23 protein-coding genes, 1 tRNA gene and 1 pseudogene are annotated in these 26,245 nt (G+C 42.4%); 19 read left to right on the plus strand and 6 right to left on the minus strand.

The window, feature by feature from the left end:
- The first annotated feature begins 158 nt into the window (after positions 1-158).
- Together GFB47_RS03525 and GFB47_RS03530 are read left to right on the plus strand one after the other, a co-directional pair.
- Positions 159-1,918 (plus strand): annotated as a pseudogene (locus tag GFB47_RS03525) (ABC transporter ATP-binding protein).
- Positions 1,919-2,208: 290 nt separating this feature from the next.
- On the plus strand, positions 2,209-2,712 hold the full coding sequence (locus GFB47_RS03530; RefSeq protein ID WP_153446592.1) for a GGDEF domain-containing protein: 504 nt from the start codon (positions 2,209-2,211) through the stop codon (positions 2,710-2,712).
- A 108-nt stretch (positions 2,713-2,820) separates the two neighbouring features.
- Here the strand turns inward: GFB47_RS03530 and GFB47_RS03535 are convergent.
- Positions 2,821-2,896 (minus strand) — tRNA-Arg (locus GFB47_RS03535).
- A 214-nt stretch (positions 2,897-3,110) separates the two neighbouring features.
- Here GFB47_RS03535 and GFB47_RS03540 point away from each other — a divergent pair.
- From GFB47_RS03540 to GFB47_RS03590, 11 genes are all read left to right on the plus strand, one after another.
- A complete protein-coding gene (locus tag GFB47_RS03540; protein WP_153446594.1) occupies positions 3,111-4,397 on the plus strand; it encodes a DUF2254 domain-containing protein in 1,287 nt (428 codons plus the stop codon).
- A 293-nt stretch (positions 4,398-4,690) separates the two neighbouring features.
- The gene (ccmA, locus tag GFB47_RS03545) at positions 4,691-5,311 is read left to right on the plus strand and encodes a cytochrome c biogenesis heme-transporting ATPase CcmA (protein ID WP_153446596.1); all 621 of its coding nucleotides are present in this window, start codon (positions 4,691-4,693) and stop codon (positions 5,309-5,311) included.
- Positions 5,311-5,979, plus strand: coding sequence for a heme exporter protein CcmB (ccmB, locus tag GFB47_RS03550; RefSeq protein WP_153446598.1), 669 nt, complete (start codon positions 5,311-5,313; stop codon positions 5,977-5,979). The genes ccmA and ccmB overlap by 1 nt, the downstream gene beginning before the upstream one ends.
- Positions 5,980-6,006: 27 nt before the next feature.
- Positions 6,007-6,783 carry a heme ABC transporter permease gene (locus GFB47_RS03555; protein WP_153446600.1) on the plus strand — a complete coding sequence of 259 codons (777 nt, stop codon included), beginning with the start codon at positions 6,007-6,009 and terminating at the stop codon, positions 6,781-6,783.
- Positions 6,783-6,989 carry a heme exporter protein CcmD gene (gene ccmD, locus GFB47_RS03560; protein ID WP_153446601.1) on the plus strand — a complete coding sequence of 69 codons (207 nt, stop codon included), beginning with the start codon at positions 6,783-6,785 and terminating at the stop codon, positions 6,987-6,989. Before GFB47_RS03555 ends, ccmD begins: the two co-directional genes overlap by 1 nt.
- Positions 6,986-7,504 (plus strand): cytochrome c maturation protein CcmE, encoded by a 519-nt coding sequence (gene ccmE / locus GFB47_RS03565; RefSeq protein WP_153446603.1) that lies wholly within the window; start codon positions 6,986-6,988, stop codon positions 7,502-7,504. The genes ccmD and ccmE overlap by 4 nt, the downstream gene beginning before the upstream one ends.
- Positions 7,501-9,480, plus strand: coding sequence for a heme lyase CcmF/NrfE family subunit (locus tag GFB47_RS03570; RefSeq protein WP_153446605.1), 1,980 nt, complete (start codon positions 7,501-7,503; stop codon positions 9,478-9,480). Before ccmE ends, GFB47_RS03570 begins: the two co-directional genes overlap by 4 nt.
- Before the next feature lie 2 nt (positions 9,481-9,482).
- Positions 9,483-10,067, plus strand: coding sequence for a DsbE family thiol:disulfide interchange protein (locus GFB47_RS03575; RefSeq protein WP_153446607.1), 585 nt, complete (start codon positions 9,483-9,485; stop codon positions 10,065-10,067).
- Positions 10,067-10,594: a cytochrome c-type biogenesis protein gene (locus GFB47_RS03580; RefSeq protein WP_153446608.1), complete on the plus strand. Its 528-nt coding sequence runs from the start codon at positions 10,067-10,069 to the stop codon at positions 10,592-10,594. The genes GFB47_RS03575 and GFB47_RS03580 overlap by 1 nt, the downstream gene beginning before the upstream one ends.
- Positions 10,591-11,838, plus strand: a complete 1,248-nt coding sequence (ccmI, locus tag GFB47_RS03585) for a c-type cytochrome biogenesis protein CcmI (protein ID WP_153446610.1) — start codon at positions 10,591-10,593, stop codon at positions 11,836-11,838. Before GFB47_RS03580 ends, ccmI begins: the two co-directional genes overlap by 4 nt.
- Before the next feature lie 435 nt (positions 11,839-12,273).
- Complete coding sequence (locus GFB47_RS03590) at positions 12,274-12,990, plus strand: MlaA family lipoprotein (RefSeq protein WP_153448132.1); 717 nt, start codon at positions 12,274-12,276, stop codon at positions 12,988-12,990.
- 125 nt (positions 12,991-13,115) lie between these two features.
- Here the strand turns inward: GFB47_RS03590 and GFB47_RS03595 are convergent, their stop codons facing one another.
- From GFB47_RS03595 to GFB47_RS03605, 3 genes are all read right to left on the minus strand, one after another.
- Complete coding sequence (locus GFB47_RS03595) at positions 13,116-14,375, minus strand: outer membrane protein transport protein (RefSeq protein WP_153446612.1); 1,260 nt, start codon at positions 14,373-14,375, stop codon at positions 13,116-13,118.
- 367 nt (positions 14,376-14,742) lie between these two features.
- Positions 14,743-15,462, minus strand: a complete 720-nt coding sequence (locus GFB47_RS03600; RefSeq protein ID WP_153446613.1) for a DUF3379 family protein — start codon at positions 15,460-15,462, stop codon at positions 14,743-14,745.
- On the minus strand, positions 15,455-16,003 hold the full coding sequence (locus tag GFB47_RS03605; protein WP_153448133.1) for a sigma-70 family RNA polymerase sigma factor: 549 nt from the start codon (positions 16,001-16,003) through the stop codon (positions 15,455-15,457). Before GFB47_RS03605 ends, GFB47_RS03600 begins: the two co-directional genes overlap by 8 nt.
- A gap of 450 nt (positions 16,004-16,453) precedes the next feature.
- Here GFB47_RS03605 and fadI point away from each other — a divergent pair, with 450 nt between their 5' ends.
- From fadI to GFB47_RS03630, 5 genes are all read left to right on the plus strand, one after another.
- Positions 16,454-17,824, plus strand: coding sequence for an acetyl-CoA C-acyltransferase FadI (gene fadI, locus GFB47_RS03610; protein WP_153446615.1), 1,371 nt, complete (start codon positions 16,454-16,456; stop codon positions 17,822-17,824).
- Positions 17,824-19,962, plus strand: a complete 2,139-nt coding sequence (gene fadJ, locus GFB47_RS03615) for a fatty acid oxidation complex subunit alpha FadJ (protein WP_153446617.1) — start codon at positions 17,824-17,826, stop codon at positions 19,960-19,962. The genes fadI and fadJ overlap by 1 nt, the downstream gene beginning before the upstream one ends.
- A 183-nt stretch (positions 19,963-20,145) precedes the next feature.
- The gene (locus tag GFB47_RS03620) at positions 20,146-21,084 is read left to right on the plus strand and encodes a diguanylate cyclase domain-containing protein (RefSeq protein WP_153446618.1); all 939 of its coding nucleotides are present in this window, start codon (positions 20,146-20,148) and stop codon (positions 21,082-21,084) included.
- Positions 21,085-21,210: 126 nt separating this feature from the next.
- Positions 21,211-21,489, plus strand: a complete 279-nt coding sequence (locus GFB47_RS03625) for a type II toxin-antitoxin system RelE/ParE family toxin (protein ID WP_153446620.1) — start codon at positions 21,211-21,213, stop codon at positions 21,487-21,489.
- Positions 21,489-21,785 (plus strand): HigA family addiction module antitoxin, encoded by a 297-nt coding sequence (locus GFB47_RS03630; RefSeq protein WP_153446622.1) that lies wholly within the window; start codon positions 21,489-21,491, stop codon positions 21,783-21,785. Before GFB47_RS03625 ends, GFB47_RS03630 begins: the two co-directional genes overlap by 1 nt.
- Positions 21,786-21,875: 90 nt before the next feature.
- Here GFB47_RS03630 and GFB47_RS03635 read toward each other — a convergent pair whose 3' ends face one another.
- Complete coding sequence (locus GFB47_RS03635) at positions 21,876-24,686, minus strand: insulinase family protein (RefSeq protein ID WP_153446623.1); 2,811 nt, start codon at positions 24,684-24,686, stop codon at positions 21,876-21,878.
- A gap of 438 nt (positions 24,687-25,124) precedes the next feature.
- Between GFB47_RS03635 and sixA the strand changes: the two genes are divergently transcribed.
- Positions 25,125-25,583, plus strand: a complete 459-nt coding sequence (gene sixA, locus GFB47_RS03640; RefSeq protein ID WP_153446625.1) for a phosphohistidine phosphatase SixA — start codon at positions 25,125-25,127, stop codon at positions 25,581-25,583.
- A 91-nt stretch (positions 25,584-25,674) separates the two neighbouring features.
- Here sixA and smrB read toward each other — a convergent pair whose 3' ends face one another.
- The gene (smrB, locus tag GFB47_RS03645) at positions 25,675-26,205 is read right to left on the minus strand and encodes an endonuclease SmrB (RefSeq protein ID WP_153446627.1); all 531 of its coding nucleotides are present in this window, start codon (positions 26,203-26,205) and stop codon (positions 25,675-25,677) included.
- Positions 26,206-26,245 lie beyond the last annotated feature (40 nt).

The raw sequence follows: 26,245 nt of genomic DNA on the forward strand, positions 1-26,245 counted from the left end.
GATGTGTTTATCTAGTGTTAATTGGTGAAATTATCAATAAAAGCATAAGTGCCATGATCAAAATCAAACCAGTGGGAAAATATGACGTTTGGCTTTATCATGGTAAGCAGTTCAATGATGTGTTTTTCTGACCGTACCTTTTCAATGGAACCCTTTTTATGTTCAAGTTTTTTGAAGGACTGACCTCAGCCTTTCCCAAAGATAAAATAGAAACACCCCCCAATACCTTATTTGCATTTTGTAAGCATTACAGCCGTGATTTTTTATGGCCGATTATTATTATGTCGGTGCTCAGTGCATGTATCGCTGTAGTTGAAGTGTCTTTGATGGGGTTTATGGGCGCTTTGGTTGATATGCTTTCTACTCACACGCCAGAAACACTATGGGCAGCAGAGGGGACGCGCATTATGGGCATGGGCGTGGTGATCCTTATCGTGGTGCCAGTGCTGTCTTTCTTCCATTCAATGATCATGCACCAAACTTTACTCGGCAATTTTCCTATGTCGATTCGTTGGCTGGCACACCGTTATTTACTCAATCAAAGCATTACTTTTTATCAAGATGACTTTGCCGGTCGCATTGCGACTAAAGTGATGCAAACTTCGCTCGCTATCCGCGAAACAGTAATGAAGTTTGCCGATATGGTGGTGTATGTGTCAGTGTATTTTGCATCGATGATTGTGCTGATTGGTAAAGCGGATCTTTGGCTGATGATCCCGGTATTAGTGTGGTTAGTCGCCTATGTATTAACTCAAGTTTACTTTGTGCCTAAGATGAAGCGTATTGCCACCGCACAAGCCGATGCTCGTTCATTAATGACTGGTCGTATTGTTGACAGTTACACCAATATCGCGACAGTAAAATTGTTCTCTCATACTAACCGTGAAACCGAATATGCAGAAAAAGGAATGCAGTCGTTCTTAAAAACGGTTTATGGATGAACAGCATGATCACAGTTGGCGCGATTGCGATTGCGGTCAGTTTGGCGTTGCGTATTCAAGGCATGTCGAAGTGGATCATGTGGGAAATTAGCTCAATGTTTGAAAATATCGGTACAGTGGTCGATGGCATGAATACCCTGTCTAAACCGGTTACCACCGAAGATGTGGATAGCGCGCCGACACTTGAAGTTAAACAAGGCGGGATTGAATTTGACCATGTTAATTTCCATTATGGTGAAGAAAATAAATCGATTATTAATGACTTACATTTCAATATTAAACCGGGTGAAAAGGTCGGTTTAGTTGGGCGCTCGGGCGCGGGTAAATCGACCTTAGTTAACTTGTTATTGCGCTTTTACGATTTAGAAAGTGGCACCATCCGTATTGATGGACAAGATATTGCTAAAGTAAAACAAGATTCTTTGCGCGGCAATATAGGCATGATCACTCAAGATACCTCATTACTGCATCGCAGCATTCGCGATAACATTATGTATGGTCGCCCAGATGCCAGCGAAGAAGAACTTCTTGCCGCGACCAAGCAAGCCCATGCGCATGAGTTTATCGACACCCTAACCGATACCTTTGGTAATGTGGGATACGACGCGCAAGTGGGGGAGCGAGGCGTGAAACTTTCAGGCGGACAGCGCCAACGGATTGCGATTTCTCGAGTGTTATTAAAAGATGCGCCAATCCTTATTATGGATGAAGCAACCTCGGCGCTGGATTCTGAAGTCGAAGCGGCAATTCAAGAAAGTTTGTATGAATTAATGGAAGGGAAAACCGTGATTGCAATAGCACACCGTTTATCCACCATTGCCGCAATGGACCGCTTAATTGTGCTTGATCAAGGCCAAATCTTAGAGCAAGGTTCGCATCAAGAATTGATCGCACAAGGTGGGGTTTATGCACAATTGTGGGCGCACCAAACCGGTGGATTTATTGGTGAAGAAAATGAAAACCAAATGGCAGAATAAAATCATAGCGTAGAGAGATTTTAGGAAAAACAGTCTGATCTTAAAGAGCTTGTCATGAAAATGTTAGGCTCTTTTTAGTTTTTAGAAAATATTTTTGGCGATCGAGTTTTTATATTGCAAATACGATAAATAAAGTGTGTATTTATCTTGTTAATTTTGGGTTTTTTACGGAAAAATGCTAAAATTCGCAACCATTTTTCAGATTGTTGTGTTGCTTTTTTACATAAAATACGACAAGTCTTTTTACACAATTTCAGGCAATTCATGAGCAAGTCTTTTATGCCGACTCAATGCATCGACAACGCAAAGAAAAAGATCATTTGCGCAAAGAGATCAGCATTGACCCTATGACCGGATTATTTAATCGCCGTGTATTGGATAATCAGATGATGGAAGTGATCAGTCATTCCCGCATAAAAGAAAAACAAATTGCGTTAATTTCGATTGATGCCAATAAGTTTAAGCAAATTAATGATAATTATGGCCATTTAGTGGGCGATCAAGCCATTTTACATATCGCTAAAAGCATGTTGTTGTGTTCTGGCGAAAATGACTTTTCAATTCGTATGGGCGGCGATGAATTCTTATTAGTGATGCCTGACTCATCGGCCACACTCGCTCAACAGATGACCGAACGACTAGAGCGGCATGTGCTCGAAACCTCAACCAAAGATATTGGTATTGAAGTATCGATCAGTGCCGCTTATACCATGCTTGAAAATAGTGAGAGTTTTGATCAAGCCTATCGACGAGTAGATTCAGTGTTGTACACCAAGAAAGGCTTAACGATTTAGTCGCTATGACATTCAAATAATGGTGGGGTTATTATCACCATTAGCAAGTAAAAACCAAAAGGCCAAGTGAGTGATCACTTGGCCTTTTGACATTTAGAAGATGAAGAATGGTGTCCCCTACAGGATTCGAACCTGTGTCTAAGACTTAGGAGGTCCTTGTTCTATCCAGCTGAACTAAGGGGACGCTATCTTTTGTGGCAAGAATAATACGGATTTTCGCCGCTGATGCCAAGTCTCAATCCGTGATTATTCGCCTTCTTAGTGAGGGGATCTTGTTATCTGGGCAAAAAAGCAGCGTAAAGAGTACTCAGATCGAATAACCGTTATTCATTTGTTGCGTTCTAGTTAACTTAAACCTTTAATTATTAATCTATTTTATTTTTTGACGGAGTATGTTGATGGCATCTCGTTTATCTCGTGATCATCTTAGGTTTGTGATAAATCGCTTCAAAGATAAGCTTTGGGTTAAACCGCTGTGGATGTGTATCTGTTCTGTGTTAGCGGTGTTTGTGGCAAAGATTGCGGATCATCTCGATATTGTTTTTTTTGTGCTGCCACTTAGCCTTGATTCGTTAGTGGCATTATTGGAAATTATGTCTTCGAGCATGTTAGTGATCGCAACTTTTTCAGTCGGTTCTATGCTGTCGGCTTATGCGTCAGCCAGTACTTCGGCGACCCCAAGAGTATTTACTTTGGTGGTGTCGGATGATGTGTCTAAGAATGCATTGTCGCGTTTTATTGGCTCATTTATTTTTAGCATTGTGGCATTAACGGCGGTGAAAAATGAGTTTTTCGATGCGCCCGGTCTGTTAGTATTATTTGTTTTAACCATATTTGTATTTGCCTTGGTGGTGTTGACGTTTATTCGCTGGGTAGACCGATTAGCAAGGTTGGGTCGAGTCGGAAATACCGTCGACCGAGTCGAAAAAGTAGTGATGGAATCGCTTGTTCGTCAGCGAAATTGCCCTAATTTATCAGGTGCGCCATGTGTTGATACCCGGCAAGGTGAAACAGTAGTGGCAACAGAGGTTGGTTATATTCAACATGTGGATATTAGCCGCTTGCATCACTGGGCAGAAAAAAATGATCTGGATATTGTCTTGGTATCAATGCCGGGGGATTTTGTCGCACCGGGAACCGTGTTAGCTCGAGTGCTAGTGGAGGATAAAGATGAAGAGTTTGATTACAAAGGGGTGATTGCAGCGTTTCAAATTGGCGTTGATAGAATATTCGATGATGACCCAAAATTCGGTTTGATTGTGTTATCGGAAATTGCCAGTAAAGCGCTGTCGCCTGCGGTGAACGACCCAGGTTCGGCTATTAAAGTGATTGGCAGTTTGGTGCGAGTGTTTGCTATTTGGTCTGAGCCGGTTCAGCAAAAAGATCAACAGCAACCTTGTTACGACCGAGTGCAAGTTCCTGAAGTCAATATTAGCGATATGTTTAATGATGCGTTTACCTCGATTGCGCGCGATGGAGCAGGGTGCTTAGAAGTGGTCATTCACTTGCAAAAAGCCTTATCGGCGCTGCATCTATTAGGGGATGAACCAATGAAGAATGCCGCAAAGACCCACGCCGAAATGTCACTTAAACGCAGTGAGGATGCGTTAACCTTGCCGGAGGATTTACAGGCGGTACGCAACGCCAGTATGTTTAAAGTATCAGCAGATAAAAATGAGAACTAACGCCAAGTATTTACACCACGAATTTGACTGAAATCATGAAACTATCGAATAGCACAAACTATACCTCTTTGTGGTTATGTGGCTTGATTGGCATTTAGTTAATATAACCAAAGAGAAAGGCGGGTTTTTAGTTAAATTGAATTAAATCGTCTTCTTTTTAATCACAATCATGATGTTTTAATTGTATTTTTGTGATAATCCAAACATTACCTGCAAGCTTTGTACTATGGGGCTTTCGAGTCTTGGCTTATGTGGTAATATAACGCTCTTTCTTTAACTGTAGATGATGTCAAATGCTTGAAGTGTGTGGTTTAACCGCTATTCGTGGTGACAAGGAACTGTTCCAAGACGTTAGCTTTACGGTTAAGCCAAATGATCTTGTGCAAATTGAAGGTCGTAATGGTTCAGGCAAAACTACATTATTACGCATAGTGACGGGGTTGGCCGATTGCGATGGCGGACAAATTCTCTGGCAACAGAAAAGTACGCATAAAGATCGCGACGCGTTTCATCAAGATTTACTTTTCCTTGGTCATCAAACAGGGGTAAAAAAAGAACTGACTGCGTTTGAAAATCTTTTATTTTATCAAAAAATGAATGGCTCAGAAGGCGTTACAGAACAAGATATCTGGCTTGCCCTAGCAAAAGTCGGGCTGGCAGGTAAAGAAGATATTCCGTCTGGTAAGCTTTCTGCTGGGCAACAACGTCGGGTGGCGTTAGCGAGGTTATGGTTAAGCAAACACCCATTATGGATTTTAGATGAGCCGCTCACGGCCATTGATAAACAAGGGATTAAAGTGATAGAAGCACTGTTTTTAGAACATACTGAGCGAGGTGGCATGATCTTGTTCACCACTCACCAAGATATGTTCACTGGTATTGATTCACTTAAAAAAATAAAGTTAGGTGAGTAATGCTGGCTAACATGGGTCATATCATCCGCCGTGAACTATTGATTGCATATCGCAGACAAGCCGATGTGTTTAATCCGCTCTGGTTCTTCATTATTGTTATCACACTCTTCCCTTTAAGTATTGGTCCTGAGCCTAATTTGTTAGCGCGTATTGCAGCTGGGATTGTTTGGGTAGCCGCATTGCTTTCTGCTCTGTTATCGTTAGAGCGCTTATTCCGAGATGACTTTCATGATGGAGCACTCGAGCAAATGATGCTGCTGCCGATCCCGCTGCCTTTAGTGGTGATGGCCAAAGTCATTTCTCATTGGTTATTGACCGGTCTGCCACTTATTTTAATTAGTCCATTGCTGGCGGTATTGCTGTCACTCGATTTTAATACTTGGTTAGCGGTGGTGGTGACATTATTAATTGGTACACCAACTTTAAGTTTTATTGGCGCAATAGGCGTAGGCTTAACGGTTGGATTGCAAAAAGGTGGGGTGCTGCTGAGTTTGTTGGTGCTGCCTTTGTATATTCCTATTTTGATCTTTGCCACGTCGGCAATTGATGCAGCCGGTAGCGGCTTTCCTTACTCTGGGCAATTGGCAATTTTAGGGGCAATGTTACTCGGTTCGATAACCTTAACGCCTTTTGCCATTAGTGCATCATTACGGATCAGTGTTAATTAGAATTCACTTTATACAGCGAGAAGCATCATGTGGAAATGGCTACATCCTTATGCAAAGCCTGAAAAAACCTATCAGCTTTGTGGCGCATTATTGCCTTGGTTTACGGTTTTCGCCGTCCTGTTAATTGTGGCAGGAACAGTATGGGGCTTGGCCTTTGCTCCAGCCGATTATCAACAAGGTGACAGCTTTAGAATTATCTATATTCATGTGCCCGCAGCAATGTGGTCGATGGGTATTTATGTATCAATGGCGATTGCTGCTTTTGTCGGTTTGGTATGGCAATTAAAACTGTCGAATATGGCCGCCGCGGCTATGGCTCCGATTGGCGCTGTGTTCACTTTTATTGCATTAGTGACGGGTGCTGTATGGGGTAAACCTATGTGGGGCGCTTGGTGGGTATGGGATGCTCGCCTAACATCAGAACTGATTTTACTATTCTTATACCTTGGGGTTATCGCGCTTTATCATGCGTTTGATGATCACAAAACAGCTGCCAAAGCAGCGGGTATTTTGGCCATTGTTGGGGTGATTAATATTCCAATTATTCATTATTCGGTTGAATGGTGGAATACACTGCATCAAGGCGCGACGATCACTAAAATGGGCAAACCTTCAATGTCGCCAGATATGTTATGGCCTTTGCTACTAAATATCTTTGGTTTTGCCAGTTTTTCTATTGCACTGACTCTGGTGCGTTTTCGTACCGAAATTTTACATCGAGAAAGTCATCGACCTTGGGTACTTGAACTCGTGAAAGCACGTTTTTCATCCCATTCAAATACAGCCAAGCATGAGGTGAAGTAATGTATTTTGATTCTTTTTCAGATTTTATTGCCATGGGTAATTATGCCGCTTATGTTTGGAGCGCATTTGGTATTACTTTCGCAAGTTTAGGGATTTTGTGCTGGAGCAGTATTTCGCAAAATAAAGCATTATTTAAAGAGATTCAGCAAAAAATGGATCGTGAAGCGCGTATTCAAGCGGCTAAAAAAATGGAAAATACACTATGACCCCAAGACGTAAAAAAAGACTCGCGATTATCCTCGCCATCTTGATTGGTGTGGCTGGTACTGTTGGCCTAATCATGTACGCCCTTAATCAAAATATGAATTTATTCTATACCCCGACTGAAATCGTCAATGGTAAGGATGACGGCACTAAACCGCATGTAGGTGAAAAACTGCGCATTGGTGGCATGGTGGTAGTGGGGTCGGTTAAGCGCGATCCAGATACCCTTAACGTCAGTTTTGAGTTAGAAGATATTGGCCCAAAAGTGACGGTTAATTACACCGGTATCTTGCCTGATCTGTTCCGTGAAGGACAAGGCATCGTGGCACAAGGCACATTAAAAGATGCCACGACGATTGATGCTTTTGAAGTGCTGGCAAAACATGATGAAAATTACATGCCTTCGGAAATTGAACAAGCGATGAAGAAAAAGCATCAACCCGGATACAACACTGAAACGCCTGATCCTAAATCGGAAGCGTCTCCATCAACATCGGAACAAGGAAGCGGGCAATGATTGCTGAACTTGGACACTTTGCCTTAATCTTAGCGTTGGGCTTTTCAATTTTATTAAGTATCTTTCCGCTGTATGGCGCAAGTACCAATAATAGAACCTTAATGGGGATGGCGAGGCCGCTATCTTGGGGCATGTTCCTGACGTTATTGTTCTCGTTTGGTACGCTATTATGGGCGTTTTATAGCAATGACTTTACCTTGCAATATGTGGCCAGTAACTCAAACAGCCAACTTCCTTGGTATTACCGTTTAACCGCGGTTTGGGGCGCACATGAAGGTTCATTATTGCTTTGGGTTCTGATCCAAGCAATTTGGACGGTGGCCGTTGCCTCCTTTAGCCGTGGTATGCCGCTTGAATCTATTTCACGCGTACTGGCGGTCATGGGGATGATCTCGGTCGGTTTCCTATTGTTTATCATTCTGACTTCCAATCCATTTTTAAGTATTTTACCTTACTTCCCGGTTGATGGTCGCGATCTTAATCCGTTGTTGCAAGATCCTGGTTTGATTATTCACCCACCGATGCTGTACATGGGTTATGTCGGCTTCTCGGTTGCGTTTTCATTTGCAATTGCCTCATTAATGACGGGGAGTTTAGATACAGCGTGGGCGCGTTGGTCTCGTCCTTGGACAACCGCCGCTTGGGTATTTCTAACCGTGGGTATCGCGCTAGGTTCTTGGTGGGCTTATTACGAACTTGGCTGGGGTGGTTGGTGGTTCTGGGATCCAGTTGAAAACGCATCCTTTATGCCTTGGCTTGCTGGTACTGCATTAATGCACTCATTAGCGGTCACTGAGAAACGTGGCACCTTTAAAGCATGGACGGTATTACTGGCGATTTCTGCGTTTTCATTAAGCTTGCTCGGCACCTTCTTAGTTCGTTCCGGTATTTTGGTTTCAGTGCATTCATTTGCATCTGATCCGGCGCGCGGCATGTTTATTTTGGCTTTCCTTGCCATCGTTATTGGCGGTTCATTATTGCTGTTTGCGATTAAAGGCTCAAAAGTTCGTGTCCGTGGTAACTACTCATTGTTCTCGCGTGAAAATGCGCTGTTATCGAATAATATTCTGTTGATTGCCGCGTTAGTTGTGGTGATGATCGGGACGTTATTGCCATTAGTGCATAAACAAATTGGTATGGGTTCCGTTTCAATTGGTGCGCCATTCTTCAATTCATTATTTACTTGGTTAATTGTGCCATTCAGCATCATTTTAGGTATTGGTCCATTAATTCGTTGGAAGCGCGATAATTTATCTAGCGTCAAGATGCCAATCTTGCTATCGGCGGTTATTTCAGTGGTGTTAGCGGTCGTGATTGGCTTAATGTCAGCTGAGCAATTTAAACCACTGGCGACGCTAGGTTGGTTCTTAGCGATTTGGATTGTGAGCATGCATTGCTTTGAGTTATATCAACGTGCCACTCACCGTCATTCGTTTATGGTGGGCATAACCAAACTTCAACGTAGCCATTGGGCAATGATGTTAGGCCATATTGGTCTTGCCGTAACCATTATTGGTATTGCGATGGTGCAAAACTACAGCATTGAGCGTGATGTACGTTTAGAACCAGGACAAACCTTTGATATTCAAGGCTATCAATTCCACTTTGATGGTTTACGAGATCATGATGGTCCTAACTATGAAGGTTTCATCGCCGATTTCACCATTACCGATGATGGTAAGTTTGTGAATACGCTGCATGCTGAAAAACGTTATTACCACACGGCAGGTTCGATGATGACCGAAGCGGCGATTGATGCGGGCCTTACTCGTGATCTCTACATCGCGATGGGTGAAAAATTAGACGGTACCGACAATGCTTGGGCTGTACGAATTTACTATAAACCTTTTATTCGTTGGATTTGGTTAGGCGCAATCTTTATGGCGATTGGTGGCATTCTCGCCATTAGCGATAAACGTTATCGCTTTAACAAGAAATCAAAATTAAATGCCAATAAATCAGGTCAGGAGGCGTAAGCATGAATCGTAAAATATTATTTGCTCCCTTGGCGTTATTTGTTGTGTTGGTGGTGGTGTTTGCTACTCAATTAACCCGCAACGCTAAAGGTGATGATCCCACTAAGCTAGAATCGGTATTAGTGGGTAAATCAGTACCTGATTTTCAATTAGAAGATTTGTATCAGCCAACTAAAACCTATGATCAAACATTGTTTAAAGGTAAGCCTTTGATCTTAAATGTATGGGCAACCTGGTGTCCGACTTGCTATGCCGAACATAAGTTTTTAAATACTTTATCGGGTGAAGGAGTCAACATCATTGGTCTTAACTACAAAGATGATCGTGCTAAAGCAGAGAAATGGCTAAAAGATTTGGGTGACCCATATCAAATCGTGTTGTTTGACGGTAATGGTATGTTTGGCCTTGATCTTGGCGTATATGGCGCTCCAGAAACGTTCTTAATTGATGCCAATGGCAAAATTCAATACCGCCATGTCGGTGATGTGAACGCTGAAAACTGGAACGATACCTTGTTGCCGCTTTATAACAAGTTAGCCGGTCAAACCACGCAATTTAAACCGACACCAATGATGGGGCAGAACTAATGAAAAAACTCTCCTCATTTATGGTGCTGTTGTTGGTGGCATTAAGCTTTCCAACCTTTGCGGCGATTGAAGTGTTTGATTTTGATACTCCAGCGCAAGAGGCTCAATTTCAAGAGTTAAGCCATACCTTACGTTGCCCTAAGTGTCAGAATAACTCGATCTCAGATTCTAATGCAGAGCTTGCTAAAGACTTGCGTGAAAAAACCTACTTGATGACCAAGCAAGGTAAATCAAAGCAAGAAATTATCGATTACATGGTGGCGCGTTACGGCAACTTTGTGACTTATAATCCGCCGCTAAATGCGACAACCGCTATTTTGTGGGTTGCACCATTGAGTATTGTATTGTTCGGATTTGCTTTTATTTTCTTACGCACTCGTCGTCGAGCCGCACTAAATAAGGAAAATCCTGAGCAATGGGATGATCAGCATGAGCAACGTTTACAGCAACTTCTGTCTGAAGAAGATGTGGTGAATAACGATGCAAATAATGCCAGCAAGGATGATAAAAAGGGTAAAGACGTATGATAGTTTTTTGGATTTGTACTGTGGTACTGCTGGCGGTGTCGGCATTATTTATTATTTACCCATTGTTAAAGCCCAGTAATGTCGATGAAGCGGCTCAGCGAGATGATCTCAATAAAGCCTTTTTTAAAGATCGTTTAAATGAGTTAGAGTCGGAAGATTCTGCCGGTATTATTGAAGACAAAGACGAATTGGTCACCGACCTTAAACAGTCACTACTGGATGATATCCCAAACGCAGATAAAAATGCGGCGGCGGGTCATCAAAAAGTAAAGTGGATGGCGATCCCAATGGTGTTGTTTATGGTGGTGTTAACCTATGGCATGTATATGCTGTTTGGTGCGCATGACCAAGTATCACATTGGGAAAAAGTGCAACACAGTTTGCCTGAGTTGACTCAAAAATTAATGGATCCGAAAGGCGCAGAGTTAACCGATCAACAAATGAACGATTTAACTTTAGCAATGCGTACTCGTCTGCAAACTCGCCCTGATGATGGCACTGGCTGGGTGTTATTAGGTCGTATTGCGTTATCGAACCGAGATGTTGAAACAGCGGTTGGCGCGTTAACCAAAGCGGATAAATTGCTGCCTAATAATTCAGATATTCAACTGAGCCTAGCGCAAGCATTGATGTTCTCATCTGAGCAAGCGGATGTAGAAAAATCGGGCCGGATCTTAAATCAATTGCTAAAACAACCGGATGTCGATCCGCGCGTTTATTCACTGATGGCTTTTAATGCTTATGAGAATGGACAGTTTGCTCAAGCGATCCAATACTGGCGTGAACTGCAAGCGAAAATTGGCAAAGATGATTCTCGTTATGCGATGCTAGAGCGCAGTATCCAAACCGCTCAACGTGAAATGGGCGCAACCGCACAGCAGCAAAACGCAGCACAACAAGTGCAGCATGAAGGTACGCCTGTTAGTGTGACTATTTCATTATCACCTGAAGCGACCATGCCAAAAACTGGCGTATTGATTGTGTCGATTCATAGCGCAGATGGCTCACCAATGCCAATTGCCGCCGCTCGTTATCCGTTGTCTAAGTTCCCCGTCACTGTGGTGCTTGATGATAGCAACAGCATGATGAAGCAACGTAAATTATCCAGTTTATCGGATATTATGGTGCGTGCTCGCATTGATACCGATGGTGATGTCTCGACCCGTGATCATGATTGGCATGGCGAAAGCCTACCGGTGCACTTAGGCGATGACGTAGTGTTATCACTTGATAAGCAATATTAATAAGCCGGTATGCAACCTCATACAGAGTTGACGTAGGAGGAATAGCACATACAATTAAATCATGAATTATTTTTGAATATTTGGATTTAGTTAGAGAAAGGCAAGTTATTTTAATGACTTGCCTTTTTTATTTGGTAATATTGCAGATTAGGCTTAAGCAGTAATAATTTTTACACTTCTCTCTACGTTCAATATTGAGCGCTTGCTAAGCCTATACCCAAAGTAATTGAAGTTGCAGTGAGGCGGCAAGTACATGAGCTTAGCTTGCCTAAGTGATTGGGGTGAGTTAGCGCAGCCAACAAAGCTGAAGCTTCAAGTAAGACGGATATATAATTAGAATGAAACAGCTATAACCAAACGTTCACAGGATGTGATTATTTGATCAGGATACAAGCGTCTTTCCCTTTATTTTCTCTACTCAGCTTATCATTAGTGATGGGTTGCAGTAGCACGCCTGAGAATTCTGAATCTTCTCCAGCCAGTAGCACAAATACTAAAGTCAGCGATCCATTTGAAGGTTTTAACCGCAGCATGTGGGAGCTTAACTATGAGTACCTCGATCCTTATGTTGTGCGCCCAACCTCAATTGCTTATATGGAATGGCTACCAACTCCGCTCACTGCAGGCTTGTCCAATTTTTTAGATAACTTAGAAGAGCCAGCCAGTATGGTGAATAACCTGTTTATGGGTAATGGCAGCGAAGCGCTGGATGGGTTTAATCGCTTTTGGATTAACAGCACCATTGGTTTGCTTGGCTTTCTTGATATTGCCAGTGAGGCTGGGATCAATCCTTCCACTCGTGAGTTTGGTGATGTACTTGGTTATTATGGTGTGGGAAATGGACCGTACTTTATGATGCCCGCTTATGGGCCATTAACGGTTCGTGATCTTGCTGATCAGGCCGATAGCTTGTATGTGCCTTTATATTGGCTCACGTTCTGGCAGAGTGCCGGCAAGTGGGTGATTCAGGGCTTAGAGTCGCGTTATGAATTGATCCCGCAAGAGGGCACATTGCGCAACTCACCCGATCCATACGCACTCAGCCAGAGTATTTATTTGCAGCATCAAGACTTTAAAGCCGAAATTGAAAAACAGCCGGAGCCGGTGGTGGCCGACGATTTACTAGAAGAGTATTTAGGCCACGATTATTAATGTCAGTTTTAATTGGTCATTACATTGCTGCAATGAGTATCAATAGAAAACAACAAAGCCTTAGATCTTATGATCTAAGGCTTTGTTTTTAGTTAGCGTTGGTTAAGCTGTTTATGGTAAACCAATTAGAACGATTTGCTGTACTGTACGCCAGCAATAATAGCGTTAGCACGAGTTGTCGCATCTATTGAGGTTACGATACTATTTTGGTGAACATGCATATCTTGACCTAATAAGTATGTGAAACCAAAGTCAATACTTGAGTCTTTAGTTGGAGCATAAGAAACCCCTGCGGAGAACCATTGTCGATTAGAGTCAGGAACAGCAATTGTACGAACTTCCTTTCCTTGGGCGCCTTGGTCATACATATAACCAGCACGCAATGTCCATTGATCGTTCATATAATAGGTGCCACCAAGTGAATAATGCCAAGTATTATTCCACTCAAAATTTTGAATAGTGTTAGTATTAGTGTCTAACTTGTCAAATACATTCCAACCAGTCCATTGAATCGAATAACTAATGGCAAATGGTGTACCAGCAAAACGGTTATAGCCTGAAAAATTTGCAAAATCAGGAAGCGGTAAATAAATTTCTGATGACGCTTTACCTATCACGCCATCAAAATCGCCTTTTGCTGTAATCTTAGGGCTATGGTGGTATGAAAAGCCCCAACGATTATTTTCATCAAGTTCGTATGCAATCCCTGTATTCCAACCAACTCCAAAGCCATCAGCCTTAATGTCAGCCATATTAATTGTATGTGTATGATAATCTGGTCTTATAAATGGGCCATCATTCATTTTTATATCTATACTACGATTGAATGTACCCACACCATAAATTAAGTCAATCCCTGCTCCAAAGCTCCATTGGTCGTTTAAACGGTAAGATGCAGCAAGAGCTAATTCACCACTCAATACTTTTGTTTTCCCACCATATTCTTTAGCAACATAAGAGCTGTCAAATTTTGTTGTAGTGCCAAAGTTTGAATATAATCCGGCTCCTAGAGCCCATTTATCATTTACAGGAACAATCAGATACATGTTTGGTACTACATCTGTACCACCAGCATTATCGTAGTTTGCCGAAACATCCTTTTTCCATGATAAAAAACTAGAATAAGTTGCGTCACTAACAGCTATTTGCGATGTAACAGATGTTGCACCCATTGAGAATGAGGTTTTATCAAACATCGACATTGCAGCTGGGTTGATAGCCATGACCGAAGCGTTATCTGCAATGATACCGTCACCTGCATAAGCTCGACCTAAACCTGTCGCCGATTGAGCATCCAATTGGAAGCCAGCGGCTTGGGTTGGGAGCGATGCTAATAACATGGCTGCGGTTAGAGTTGAGGTGGTGAATACACTCAGCTTTTTCATTAAACAGATACCTATAAAAAAAGTGGGGGGGTGCTAAAGGAGGCGCATTATGGGGGAGATGCAGAATTGAACATATCCGACCATTGATAACGTGGTGGTGAAAAGCGAGTGATTGACACAAACCTGACGTTGAAATTCCAAATTGAGAAGATTGAAATTATGTGTCAGTTATTGGGTTGATGGATTAGAGTTATGCATCTATTTTAGATTTTGAATATGCTTACTGCGGAGTGATGGCGTTATCTTGTTGTTTATGAGATATTTTTTATAAATGTAGGAGGATTTAGAGAAAAGTACCAAGCACAAATAAAATAGGGCGGTATTTTACATGTGCTTCACATATTTTGCGCAGTAAAAAAAGTTTGATTTATTGCGTGAACGTCAATAATGGAGTGATAGTTTGAGAAAGTGCGTCGATATTCTCTTGTTTACTGCCGATAAGAACCAAGCTTCCTTTTTCTAATGGGATGATTTGTCCTTTCATTCCTTGTTGAGTAAAGTCGATTTTTTTATCAGAATGAATTTTCGTCACAAACGCAGTTACTCTCCCATGTTGACCTGCAAAAACCATGTGTAAGGCATGTTGGGTTGCACTAAAGCCACAATGATTTAAATAATAAATATGGTAAGGGAAATCACTAGACAATCGATAGGAATAGACGCTTAACTTAGCATTGACCTCTTGTTCACTATTGCCTTCATTAATACCACTAATAAATTGCTCACCATGTTCAATATGATGCATCGCCATATTCTCAAGGCTGGCGTGGGCTGGAGAGACCAACACATTGCCCCAATTAATTTGACCGACCCCGAGGCCGATGGCAAAAATCAATGAAGCAGCAAGGGCAAACATGCGGCTACTCATATTGACTTGTTTTTTGGCCGGCGAATGGGCAAAAATGATTTTATCCGCTAGATCGTCAGGTACATCAACATGAAAGGCTTGCTCAATTTTGCTATCGAGATTCAATAAGCCTTCGACATATTGACGATTTTGTTGATCATCAAGAATTTTTTGTAGTATTTCGTCGCTGCGATCGTGAGGGTCGGACAATAACCGACGTCGAAATTCTAAATCATCCATTATTTGCCTCCTTGGACGGCTCAGTAATCTCTAAGCTTTCTTTGAGTTGATTACGGGCGCGAAACAGTCGCGTCATCACGGTGTTTTTATTGAGATCGAGGATTTGTGCGATTTCTTCACCACTAAAACCGGCAATAACTTGCAAAAATAATGGCTCGCGATAATCCACTTCTAAATTCATGATCTGCTTTTGCAACCATTGCTGTTGGTGATGAGGATCATCGTTACTGGAACCACTGTTGCCCGGTTCGTCGATATCGACCAAATCAAATTGCTTGCGTTCAAAGCGGCGAGCATTCTCACGACGTAATATTGTGATCAGCCAAGCTTTAGCAGCTTTTTCATCTTGCAAGCTGTCGAGTGCTTTCCATGCGCGCAGGCAGGTATCTTGCACTAAATCTTCGGCAATATGTTTGTCTTTGCATAGCCAATAGGCATAGCGATAAAGATCTCGGTGATAAGCCCTGACTAAGCTTTCATAGCGTTTTTGTTTATCCATATCTTTATTGACCGTGTCAGGCGCTTTTTTATTTCTAAATATCTGACGGATTATCACAATAAATTCCTCAACCACATTCCCTATAAGTAAAATTTAACATTTTTGCTGTCGTTGTTGGTAAATTCACCATTATTGTTTTGATATTGAAATGAGTAAATGACATGATAAATCTATGGTTTTTAGATCAAAAAAGAATTTTTAACGATAGAACTGTTAAAAAGGTGTTATTTGTTTGTATTTGAATTATCGACATTACCGAAGCGTCGATAGGATCACAAGTTTGCGTTAACATTTTGTTGAAAATTAGAGATACGTTTTCGGATCCGATAGCATAGAATCAATAACAGGTCAGACCTCCTTAAGGTTTTGTGCATGATTTAAGATTTTATGCATTAACCGTTCGGAAAGTTAACTAACAACTCCATATTATAGCCAAGGTAAGGGCGTTAATGTTCAGGTGCCAAGGGTATATTCATAGCGAAAGGATCAAATATGGCTCAGCAGGAAATGAAAACTCGTAGTGGCGATCGTATCGCGATTGTTTCAGGCTTAAGAACACCATTTGCTCGACAAGGTACGGCATTCAAACAAGTACCGGCGGTGGATCTGGGCAAAATGGTGGTGAGCGAATTGTTGGCTCGCACCAATATTGATCCCAAATTGGTCGATCAAGTGGTGTTTGGGCAAGTGGTACAAATGCCTGCCGCGCCCAATATTGCGCGTGAAATTGTATTAGGAACAGGCATGGATGTGTCGACCGATGCCTACAGTGTGACGCGAGCTTGTGCTACCAGTTTCCAATCTGCGGTCAATGTGGCAGAAAGCATTATGTCGGGCACGATTGATATTGGTATCGCAGGGGGGGCGGATTCATCTTCAGTCTTACCAATTGGGGTGACGAAATCGTTGGCGCAAAGTCTACTTGAACTCAGCAAAGCCAAAACGTTGCCACAAAAGCTGTCTATTTTGCGCAAATTATCATTTAAAGATCTGATGCCCGTGCCTCCTGCGGTTGCCGAATATTCAACCGGTATTTCAATGGGACAAACCGCCGAACAAATGGCGAAAACCCACCAAATCCCAAGAGCTGAACAAGATGCTTTAGCCCACCGTTCTCATTCTTTGGCCACACAAGCTTGGGGGGATGGCTTGATCCAAAATGAAGTGATGACCGCCTATCCAGAACCATTTAAGCAGTGGATTGATAAAGATAATAATATCCGTGAAAATTCCAGCGTCGAGCAATATGAAAAGCTACGTCCAGCGTTTGATCGTCAGTTTGGCAGCGTAACGGCAGCCACCAGTACCCCATTAACCGATGGCGCGGCAGCTGTACTTATGATGAGTGAAAGCAAAGCCAAAGAGTTGGGTTTGGAGGTATTAGGTTACATACGCTCTTACGCATTTTCGGCCATTGATGTGCATGAAGATATGTTGATGGGGCCGTCTTATGCCACCCCAGTCGCACTGGATAGAGCGGGGATCGAGCTTAGCGATCTCGATTTAATTGAAATGCACGAAGCGTTTGCCGCTCAAACTTTAGCCAACGTGAAGATGTTTGCCTCGGAAGAATTTGCCAAACAAAAGCTGGGTCGAGACAAAGCGATTGGCGTGATTGATATGGATAAATTTAACGTACTTGGTGGCTCGCTTGCTTATGGTCATCCGTTTGCCGCAACTGGCGCGCGTTTAATGACTCAAACCTTACGAGAGCTTAAACGCCGTGGTGGCGGGTTGGCATTAACTACCGCTTGCGCCGCGGGTGGATTAGGCGCGGCAGTGATCCTTGAAGTCGATAAATGCGAAGCGACCATTAAGCCTAAAAAACAAGACGAAAGTGCGAACAATCAAGGAGAGAAATAATGACCACGGAAAATAGCAAGGCGCAAACATCCAATAAAACCGCGTTCACTCTCACGATTGATAACGACAATCTTGCTTGGTTGGCAGTCGATGTACCAAACGAAAAAATGAATACTCTGCAGGCTGAATTTGCCGATCAAATGCAAGCCATCTTTGAGCAATTGGAAGCTAAAAAATCTGAACTAAAAGGCTTAATTGTCCACTCATTAAAGCCTGATAACTTTATTGCTGGTGCGGATGTTCGCATGCTTGAAGCGTGCCAGTCCTCGGCGGAAGCAGAACAACTTGCAACCCAGGGTCAGCAAATGTTTTCTCGTTTGTCTGCTTTGCCATTTACTGTGGTTGCGGCGATCCATGGGCCATGTTTAGGTGGCGGCTTAGAGTTGGCACTAGGGTGTGATTACCGTGTGTGCAGTGATGATGGCGCAACTAAATTAGGTTTGCCCGAAGTTCAATTAGGCTTATTACCTGGCTCGGGCGGTACGCAGCGTTTGCCGCGTTTAATTGGTTTATTAAACAGTTTGGATTTGATCTTAACTGGCAAACAATTGCGAGCCAAAAAAGCCCTTAAACTCGGTTTGACCGATGCTTGTGTGCCACAATCGATTTTATTGGAAGCAGCTAAGCAATTTATTAGTAAACCTAAGCGTAAAGCTAAAGTCGATATGAAAGAAAAAATGATCGCCAAGACTAAAATGGGTCGTAAGGTGATTTTTGAACAAGCGGCGAAAAAAACCAATCACAAAACCCGTGGCAATTACCCTGCAGCCAAAGCGATTTTAGAAGTCATTGAATATGGTTTAGAGCATGGACTTGAAAAAGGGTTTGCTAAAGAAGCGCAAGAGTTTGGCAAGTTAGTGATGACAACCGAGTCACAAGCGTTGCGCTCGATTTTCTTTGCCACCACAGAAATGAAAAAAGATTTTGGCAGTGATGCCACTCCCAAAACCATCACCGACGTAGCAGTATTAGGCGGCGGGTTAATGGGGGCGGGGATTGGCTATGTGTCGGCCACCAAAGCCAAAGTGCCAGTACGGATTAAAGATGTATCGAATGATGGCGTGTTACATGCCATGAATTACAGCTACAAACTATTGGGGAAATTGGTTGAGCGCCGCGCATTAACTAAAGCGCAGTTACAAAAGCAAATGCAGTCGATTTCTGGTGGCACTGATTTTACCGGTTTTGCTCATAAAGACATGGTGATTGAAGCGGTATTTGAAGATCTCAACTTAAAGCAATCGATGGTAAAAGACATAGAAACTCATGCTAAACAAGGCGTGATTTTTGCCAGTAATACTTCGTCTTTACCAATCGCTAAAATTGCCCAAGGCGCTGCGCATCCTGAAAATGTGATTGGCCTGCATTACTTTAGCCCAGTTGATAAAATGCCATTAGTTGAGGTTATTCCTCATGAAGGCACCTCGGATGAAGTCATTGCTACCACAGTGAAATTTGCCCGTAAACAAGGTAAAACGCCGATCGTGGTGAAAGACAAAGCCGGCTTTTATGTGAACCGTATCCTTGCGCCATACATGAACGAAGCGGCAAGAGTGTTGTTGTCGGGCGAACCGATTGAACACATAGATAATGCGCTGCTTAATTTTGGTTTCCCCGTTGGCCCAATCGCACTGCTTGATGAAGTGGGTGTCGATATCGGCGCAAAAATCACACCGATTTTAGTGGAAGAGTTAGGCGATCGATTTAAAGCCCCCGATGTCTTTGATATTTTGCTGAAAGATAATCGTAAAGGGCGTAAAAGCGGCAAAGGTTTCTACAGCTATAAAGGCAAAAAGAAAGAAGTCGATAAGTCGGTTTATCGCCTACTCAAATTAAAACCAGAGTCGATTTTAAGCGAAGAAGTAGTCTCAATGCGCTGCCTACTCCTCATGTTAAATGAAGCGGTACGAGCATTAGATGACGGTATTATCGCCAGCCCTCGCGATGGTGATATTGGCGCGATTTTCGGCATTGGTTTTCCTCCATTCTTGGGCGGCCCATTTAAATACATCGATCAAATTGGCGCAGCTAAATTAGTCGAAATCATGAATGAATACGCCGGAAAATATGGCTCACGCTTTGCCCCATCGGATGGTTTGTTAACCCGAGCAGGGACAGGGGATAAGTTTTATCCGTAGTCTTGTTAACCCGTAGTATTGTTAAATTGAAGCGTTCACTTTGTTGAGCGCTTAATGATCGAGTAGAGGCTACTAAAAGTCATATAATTTAATACGGTACCAAACAAATGGCGGTGAAGTCTTAGACTCACCGCCATTCAGTTTAAACGTGTCGATAATGACATTGATAAGATCGTTCATTCCGTGATTAAGAGCAGCGTTGATAAAGAGGAAATGCTACATTTAGTTGACGCCAATTTATTGAAGAAAAAATTAGCCGATTATCAACCTGGCGATACTGGTTTTATATATATTATTGATAAAAATGGGAAAATAATTTTACAACCTGAGGGGAAACAGCATATCTCTAGTCAGGAATTATTCAATTCGAATATGAACGCGTTCCTTAAACAAGTAAAAGCTGAGCCTGAAGGCACATTTATTCAACCGGTTGAGGTCAATGGTAAAACAGTTGTTGAACCTATTGCCTATAAGCATTATGACTTTTTGAATTGGACGGTAGCGACTGGGATTTCAGACTCAGAACTGAACCAATCAACAACTCATTTATATGGTAGCCTGATCACTGCTGTAATCTGTGTTTTTCTTATTATTGCGTCGTTGATTTTTGTTTTAACAATCCGACACCGCAAACAAATTATTGCTGAGAAAAAAGACTACCTAACAGGGTTAGATAATCGCCGATGCTTTATGGAATTGGCACAAGTGGTTGAGCAAACATCGTCCAACATCTATTCAATTGTATTATTTGATATCGATAAATTTAAAAACGTTAATGACACCTATGGCCATGCCGAAGGGGATGAGGTGATCCGAGAAGTTACACATGTTCTCAAGCAATTTGAATCACCAAATGTGTTTGTTTCTCGTCATGGCGGCGAGGAATTTATCCTGTTATTAAATGACCTTAATGAAATTGAAGCAAAAGCGATTGCAGAAGACATTCGAATTCGGATATCTAAAATATCGTCATTAAAATGTCGGTTCACAATCAGTGGTGGGGTTTTTGAAGCTGATTCCGACAAACATAACTTAAACGAAGCCATCGCTTTTGCGGATGAAGGTTTATATGTCGCTAAACAAAGCGGACGTAATCAAATAGTGATTAAACACGTATCTTAATCGCGATCATCCCATGGATTACTCTCAAAAGGTTGTCACTGTATGCTTGTCCGCTACTTATTTGAGTGTTGATCCGTGATCAAAATTCATCTGTCAATTTGCAACCCTTGGGGTTACAATTATCCTATGATTAAAAACTTCATTCATAAAGGCCTTCGAAAGTTCTATATTTCAGGTGGCACTGCGGGAATACAGAAAAAGCACGAAAAGAAACTACGTCTTATTCTTGCTAACTTAGATCAAGCCGAAGTTCCTGATGATATGGATCTCCCAGGGTTGTTTATGCATCAACTTAAAGGAGACCGAAAAGATATTTGGTCTGTTCGAGTAAACGGAAATTGGCGTATAACATATAGGTTTACTGGGCGTGATGTTGAAATAGTAAATTATGAGGATTACCACTAATGGCTATGTTTAATCCCGCACATCCGGGCGAAATTTTAAAGGAGTTAGTGATCGACTCTTTAGAGTTAACGATCACAGATGTTGCAAAACACCTTGATGTAAGTCGTAAAACACTATCTAAAGTTTTAAACGCAAAAGGTTCAGTGACACCCGAAATGGCTGTACGACTTGAGTTGGCTTTTGGAAAACCATCAGCCGATCATTGGCTTCGATTACAAAATGCTCATGATTTATGGAAAACAAGACAGCAGCAAAGCTCACTGCATGTTTCACCATATAATTTTCAAATGGCGTAAATACAGCCCCAAAATACCCCGCATTAAGCCCTACAAACTTATAGCCTCTTCCGAGTTAAAAAAATATAAGAGCAGGGCTTTTTGTTGCCCTTAACCTAAATCCACATCTTTGGGCCTCAGTTGAAACTCTTCAATTGAGCCAATTTCAAATCCGACCGCGAGATCTTCGGCGTCTTGATGCTCTAAGCCTTTTGAGTGCATGATCAAGCGATTGGCGGTTCTTGGTTTTAGGGTGTTAACTACAAAACGGATCATCTCGCTGCGGTCTAAATTGACGATGGCTTGTGAGACAATTTCGCGATTATTAAAGCTTAAATCTTTATTGCCTATTGCAACCCATAAGCGTTGTCCGCGTGAACGTAAATTGCTATCTGGAGCTAAAATTTGGTTGAGCAGTCCTTGTTTACTGCTTTGCCATTGTTGTTCGTTTAACTCTAATAACAGCATGTAAAAGGCATTTAAAAACTCATCCACCGAGGCCAATAATTCGCTTGGCGCGGCGTTGGGAGATTGCACATACAGCGCTAAACCAGGGTGGCGATTGAGCGGCATATTGCCGGTGCCCACCATATAACCCAGTTGTTGCTTAGTGCGGATTTCATGGAAAAACGCCGCCGACATTAAATGGTTCGCCAGAGTGTAGAGCGCCACATTTTGTGGGGTCACTTCGGGCGATTGGTAATACAAGACTAAAGCTGAATCGGCTTGGTTACATTGCAACTCTCGCTGGAAAGTGCCGCTTTCACCTAACATGACTAATGGGCGTAAGGATTCTTGGTATTTTTGATCTTGCACTTGCAGCGCTTGTTTAAGGCTGGTGGCAAGATTGACTGCTGCCGATCGCGTCCAATCGCCATAGACAAACATTTCAATATGCAATTCCGATAACATTGAGCCGACAAACTCTGGCAATTGATCCACCTCTATTGATTCCAATGCTTCAATTAATACCGGATAAGGGGGATTATTGGGTTGTAGAATTCCGGTCATGGCATTGAACAGTTGCGAAATAGGACGATTTTTTTGACAATTTCGCCAATTGATCAACATTTGGCGTTTGATTGAATCAAAACGAGCTTGGCTAAATTCGCGTGACGCAAAACGATAGATGATCACATCGAGTAGTTGAGCTTGTTTTTCACTAAAGCCCGACAGCATTAAGGTTACGCCGCCTTGATGAGCGTATAGGTTATATCCCATCCCGGCGATTTCAGCTTGGTAGGTTTCTTTTACCAACGAGTCTAAAAACATTTCTACGCACAAACGGGTTTTGACTATGCTGTCAGGGGTTGAGACCGCATGTGGGCTATCAATGGCAATAAATGCTAAGCCTTTAGGAACTCTAAATTCAGGCTCTTGTAAGTGCCATAATCGAAACCCTTGTTGATCTTCAATAAGCTCTGGGACTTTGCTGTCGCTTTCCAATGGGGAAGGGTCGAGGTTATAACAAATATAAGGATTGGCTTCTGGTAGGTGTAAGTCGGCCGTGGGAATTTTAACTTGTAAGCTTAAATCGCGCCATTGTGCGATCTCTTGCACAGTTAAATCGCGCACCGAATAAGGCGAGTGATACCATTTAGTATGTTTAGAATACTCCAATCCTTTAGCAATAAGCATGATCCGCATATTTTGCGGGGTAAACTTAGCCATTAATTGGCGCAGATGTTCCTCTTCAAATTGCGCCATTTGATAGTCGCCATAAATCACATCATCTGGCTGATAATTTTGCATATTCATCACCAGATGACTGGCGGTATCTATTGGGCGTGAAGGTTCTTGGAAGCGAAAAGCCGATTCCAATACGGCTTGTTTTTCTTTATAACGCCACTCTTCGACCCCAGACTGACGGATCAATTCGATATATTGAAAAATGGTGGTGATGATTTTTTCAACGTGAGTTAAACCCAGCTTAGTTAAAGTACAACTGATTGAAAATTCGCGGAAGTTACTGCCACTGATCCCACCGCCGGCCGTCAACGAGGTAATTAATTGTTCCTCTTTTAAATATTGCAACAGGCTGCCTTCACCTTCATCTCCCAGTAAATGAGCGATATAAGACAAAGGTTTGGTCTGATAGAAATGATTCATAGCAGGAAAGTTAAAGGTGAGCATTAACTTACGGGTGTCTTTTTCCGGTTCAATAGTGACAAATTTAGCGTGGTCTTGCTCTCGTAACAGTGGAATATCCACGGACTTTCCTGCCAAGTTCTGATTAGGTATAGCAGAAAAATAGCGTATTGCTGCGCGCTCTAATTGGTCGAGATCATGTGGACCAATTAAAGTGGCAGTCATTAAATCAGCTGAATAGCATTGCTGATAAAATTCAATGATTTCATCGCGGATCGAATGAGTCTGTTGGCCGTTGTCATCGAGCACATCACTGAGGGTTTCAACATTACCGACTGAAAATTTAGCGAATGGATGCGCTGGGTTGACCACTTCTTTATGCACTTGATACAAACGGCGCATATCATCTTTAAGCTTGAGACGAAATTCAGACTCTACTGCTTGGCGTTCTTTATCGAGCGCTTCGGGATTAAAGAGTGGGGCAATAAAAAATTGGCTAAAACGATCAAGCGCTTCAGGGTATTGATCGCAGGCGATATCAAAAAAGAAGCAGGTATGCTCAGTGCCAGTCCAAGCATTGTTTTTACCGCCATGCTGACTAATAAAGGATTGGAACTCACCAACGCTTGGGAATTTCTCGGTGCCTAAAAACAACATGTGTTCAAGATAATGCGCTAAGCCTTCACGGTGGCTGGGATCGTCAAAGTGACCCACATTGACCGCTAATGCGGCGGCCGATTTTTGAGCATCTTGATCATGAATGATCAGCACACGCAGCCCATTTTCCAGAGTGAGATAACGGTATTGTTTGGTATCGTTTGGACTAATGTGCATTGAACGCTCCCTGCGTTGAGGATTGGCTGAAAATGGTGGAGATGAAATGCCTATGGTGAAAAAGCTGAGATTTGGCACATTGGTCACGAGAAGGCAATATTACCCAAGCCAAGGCCAAATTGCTTAATGACATAAGCTTAATGACATAAGTAAATGGCATCAGCATAATGACATAAAGGCGCTTGTTAATATTAGACGATCACCAATGAGAACAAAGTAAAACACAGCTATATCTCAATTATGACGCGGCAAGCAAAGGCTGCAAATAGTTTTTATTGGTATTGATAGTTAGTGCCAATTTTTGCCAAATTTGTTGATAAAAACAGCATGCTGAGACCTATATCTGATAACAATGTTATTTGACTCGACAAAGTGACGCTTGATATTGCTATACTGCGTACTATACCTAATCGCAAGATACTGTTAGTAAGGTGATGTATGCGGATTTTTATTATGCGCCACGGTGATGCAGAAGCATTTGCACCGAGCGATGCTGAGCGACCATTAAGCAAGCAAGGACAGACTCAATCTTTGCAAGTGGCTAAAAACTGTCAGCAAAAAGGATCGTCACAATTTGATTTAGCATTGGTGAGTCCTTATTTACGCGCGCAACAAACTTGGCAGGTGATCTCAGAAGTGTTGAGCGCCGATACCGTTGAAGCCTGTGATGAAATAACACCGTATGGCGATTCGGAAACGGTGGTGGAATATGTATGCGCACTGGCAGAAACTCAAAGCTTAGAAAATGTGATTTTAGTGTCTCATTTGCCATTGGTGGGGTATTTAACCGCTGATTTTGTCACAGGAATACATCCGCCGATGTTCCCAACCTCGGGCATGGTGTGTATTGATTTTGATGTCGATGCGCGTAAAGGCGAGGTGCTTTGGCAGTTATAGCCGGAGAGTCGAGCTGATTTATTCGCACCACTTAAACGGCATTGAAGTTGCTGAGTAAAGGATTAACCCGCCAGCAACTTCACGTCATGCACTACCTTTCTGGAATAGAGACCAACACCAACAATGCGCCGTTGCCACCAAACTCTAATGGGGCTTGGTGATACGCCATGACATCTGGATGTTGAGCAAGCCACAATGGTACTTTCTGCTTTAAAATGTGCTTTCCAATGCCGTGCATGACACTGGCGCAACAAATACTTTCTTTAACGCAATAAGCGAGCATGGCGCCTAATTCGCGTTTGGCTTCATTTTGAGTCATACCATGCAAATCTAAAAAGACATCGGGTACATACACACCGCGACGTAAGCGTTTCACTTCGTATTTAGACACATCATCACGCGCGTAACGAGTTGGACCATCGACACTGAGCAGAGGCACAAATTCATCCGAAAAATAGAACTCATTATCCTTGGCTTCTCGAAAAGTGCGGCGAATTTCTTTTTGCTGCAAAGCCTTTTTCGGTTGATGGATTATGGTATCCTGTGACAACTTTCTTACGCCCTTTACTTCCTGTTGAAATAGCGCAAATTCGTCATTGTTATTGGTGTCTTTTTCGCTCATGGATAATCCTTAGTAATAAGGGGGCGTATTGTAACCTTAA

This window comes from Vibrio algicola (genome assembly GCF_009601765.2).
Classification (GTDB): Bacteria; Pseudomonadota; Gammaproteobacteria; order Enterobacterales; family Vibrionaceae; genus Vibrio; species Vibrio algicola.

Bases quoted from the DNA above. Each gene is read 5' to 3' on its own strand.
- GFB47_RS03530 (WP_153446592.1), top strand. From the start codon at position 2,209: ATGCATCGACAACGCAAAGAAAAAGATCATTTGCGCAAAGAGATCAGC.
- GFB47_RS03540 (WP_153446594.1), top strand. From the start codon at position 3,111: ATGGCATCTCGTTTATCTCGTGATCATCTTAGGTTTGTGATAAATCGC.
- ccmA (WP_153446596.1), top strand. From the start codon at position 4,691: ATGCTTGAAGTGTGTGGTTTAACCGCTATTCGTGGTGACAAGGAACTG.
- ccmB (WP_153446598.1), top strand. From the start codon at position 5,311: ATGCTGGCTAACATGGGTCATATCATCCGCCGTGAACTATTGATTGCA.
- GFB47_RS03555 (WP_153446600.1), top strand. From the start codon at position 6,007: ATGTGGAAATGGCTACATCCTTATGCAAAGCCTGAAAAAACCTATCAG.
- ccmD (WP_153446601.1), top strand. From the start codon at position 6,783: ATGTATTTTGATTCTTTTTCAGATTTTATTGCCATGGGTAATTATGCC.
- ccmE (WP_153446603.1), top strand. From the start codon at position 6,986: ATGACCCCAAGACGTAAAAAAAGACTCGCGATTATCCTCGCCATCTTG.
- GFB47_RS03570 (WP_153446605.1), top strand. From the start codon at position 7,501: ATGATTGCTGAACTTGGACACTTTGCCTTAATCTTAGCGTTGGGCTTT.
- GFB47_RS03575 (WP_153446607.1), top strand. From the start codon at position 9,483: ATGAATCGTAAAATATTATTTGCTCCCTTGGCGTTATTTGTTGTGTTG.
- GFB47_RS03580 (WP_153446608.1), top strand. From the start codon at position 10,067: ATGAAAAAACTCTCCTCATTTATGGTGCTGTTGTTGGTGGCATTAAGC.
- ccmI (WP_153446610.1), top strand. From the start codon at position 10,591: ATGATAGTTTTTTGGATTTGTACTGTGGTACTGCTGGCGGTGTCGGCA.
- GFB47_RS03590 (WP_153448132.1), top strand. From the start codon at position 12,274: ATGGGTTGCAGTAGCACGCCTGAGAATTCTGAATCTTCTCCAGCCAGT.
- GFB47_RS03595 (WP_153446612.1), bottom strand. From the start codon at position 14,375: ATGAAAAAGCTGAGTGTATTCACCACCTCAACTCTAACCGCAGCCATG.
- GFB47_RS03600 (WP_153446613.1), bottom strand. From the start codon at position 15,462: ATGGATGATTTAGAATTTCGACGTCGGTTATTGTCCGACCCTCACGAT.
- fadI (WP_153446615.1), top strand. From the start codon at position 16,454: ATGGCTCAGCAGGAAATGAAAACTCGTAGTGGCGATCGTATCGCGATT.
- fadJ (WP_153446617.1), top strand. From the start codon at position 17,824: ATGACCACGGAAAATAGCAAGGCGCAAACATCCAATAAAACCGCGTTC.
- GFB47_RS03625 (WP_153446620.1), top strand. From the start codon at position 21,211: ATGATTAAAAACTTCATTCATAAAGGCCTTCGAAAGTTCTATATTTCA.
- GFB47_RS03630 (WP_153446622.1), top strand. From the start codon at position 21,489: ATGGCTATGTTTAATCCCGCACATCCGGGCGAAATTTTAAAGGAGTTA.
- GFB47_RS03635 (WP_153446623.1), bottom strand. From the start codon at position 24,686: ATGCACATTAGTCCAAACGATACCAAACAATACCGTTATCTCACTCTG.
- sixA (WP_153446625.1), top strand. From the start codon at position 25,125: ATGCGGATTTTTATTATGCGCCACGGTGATGCAGAAGCATTTGCACCG.
- smrB (WP_153446627.1), bottom strand. From the start codon at position 26,205: ATGAGCGAAAAAGACACCAATAACAATGACGAATTTGCGCTATTTCAA.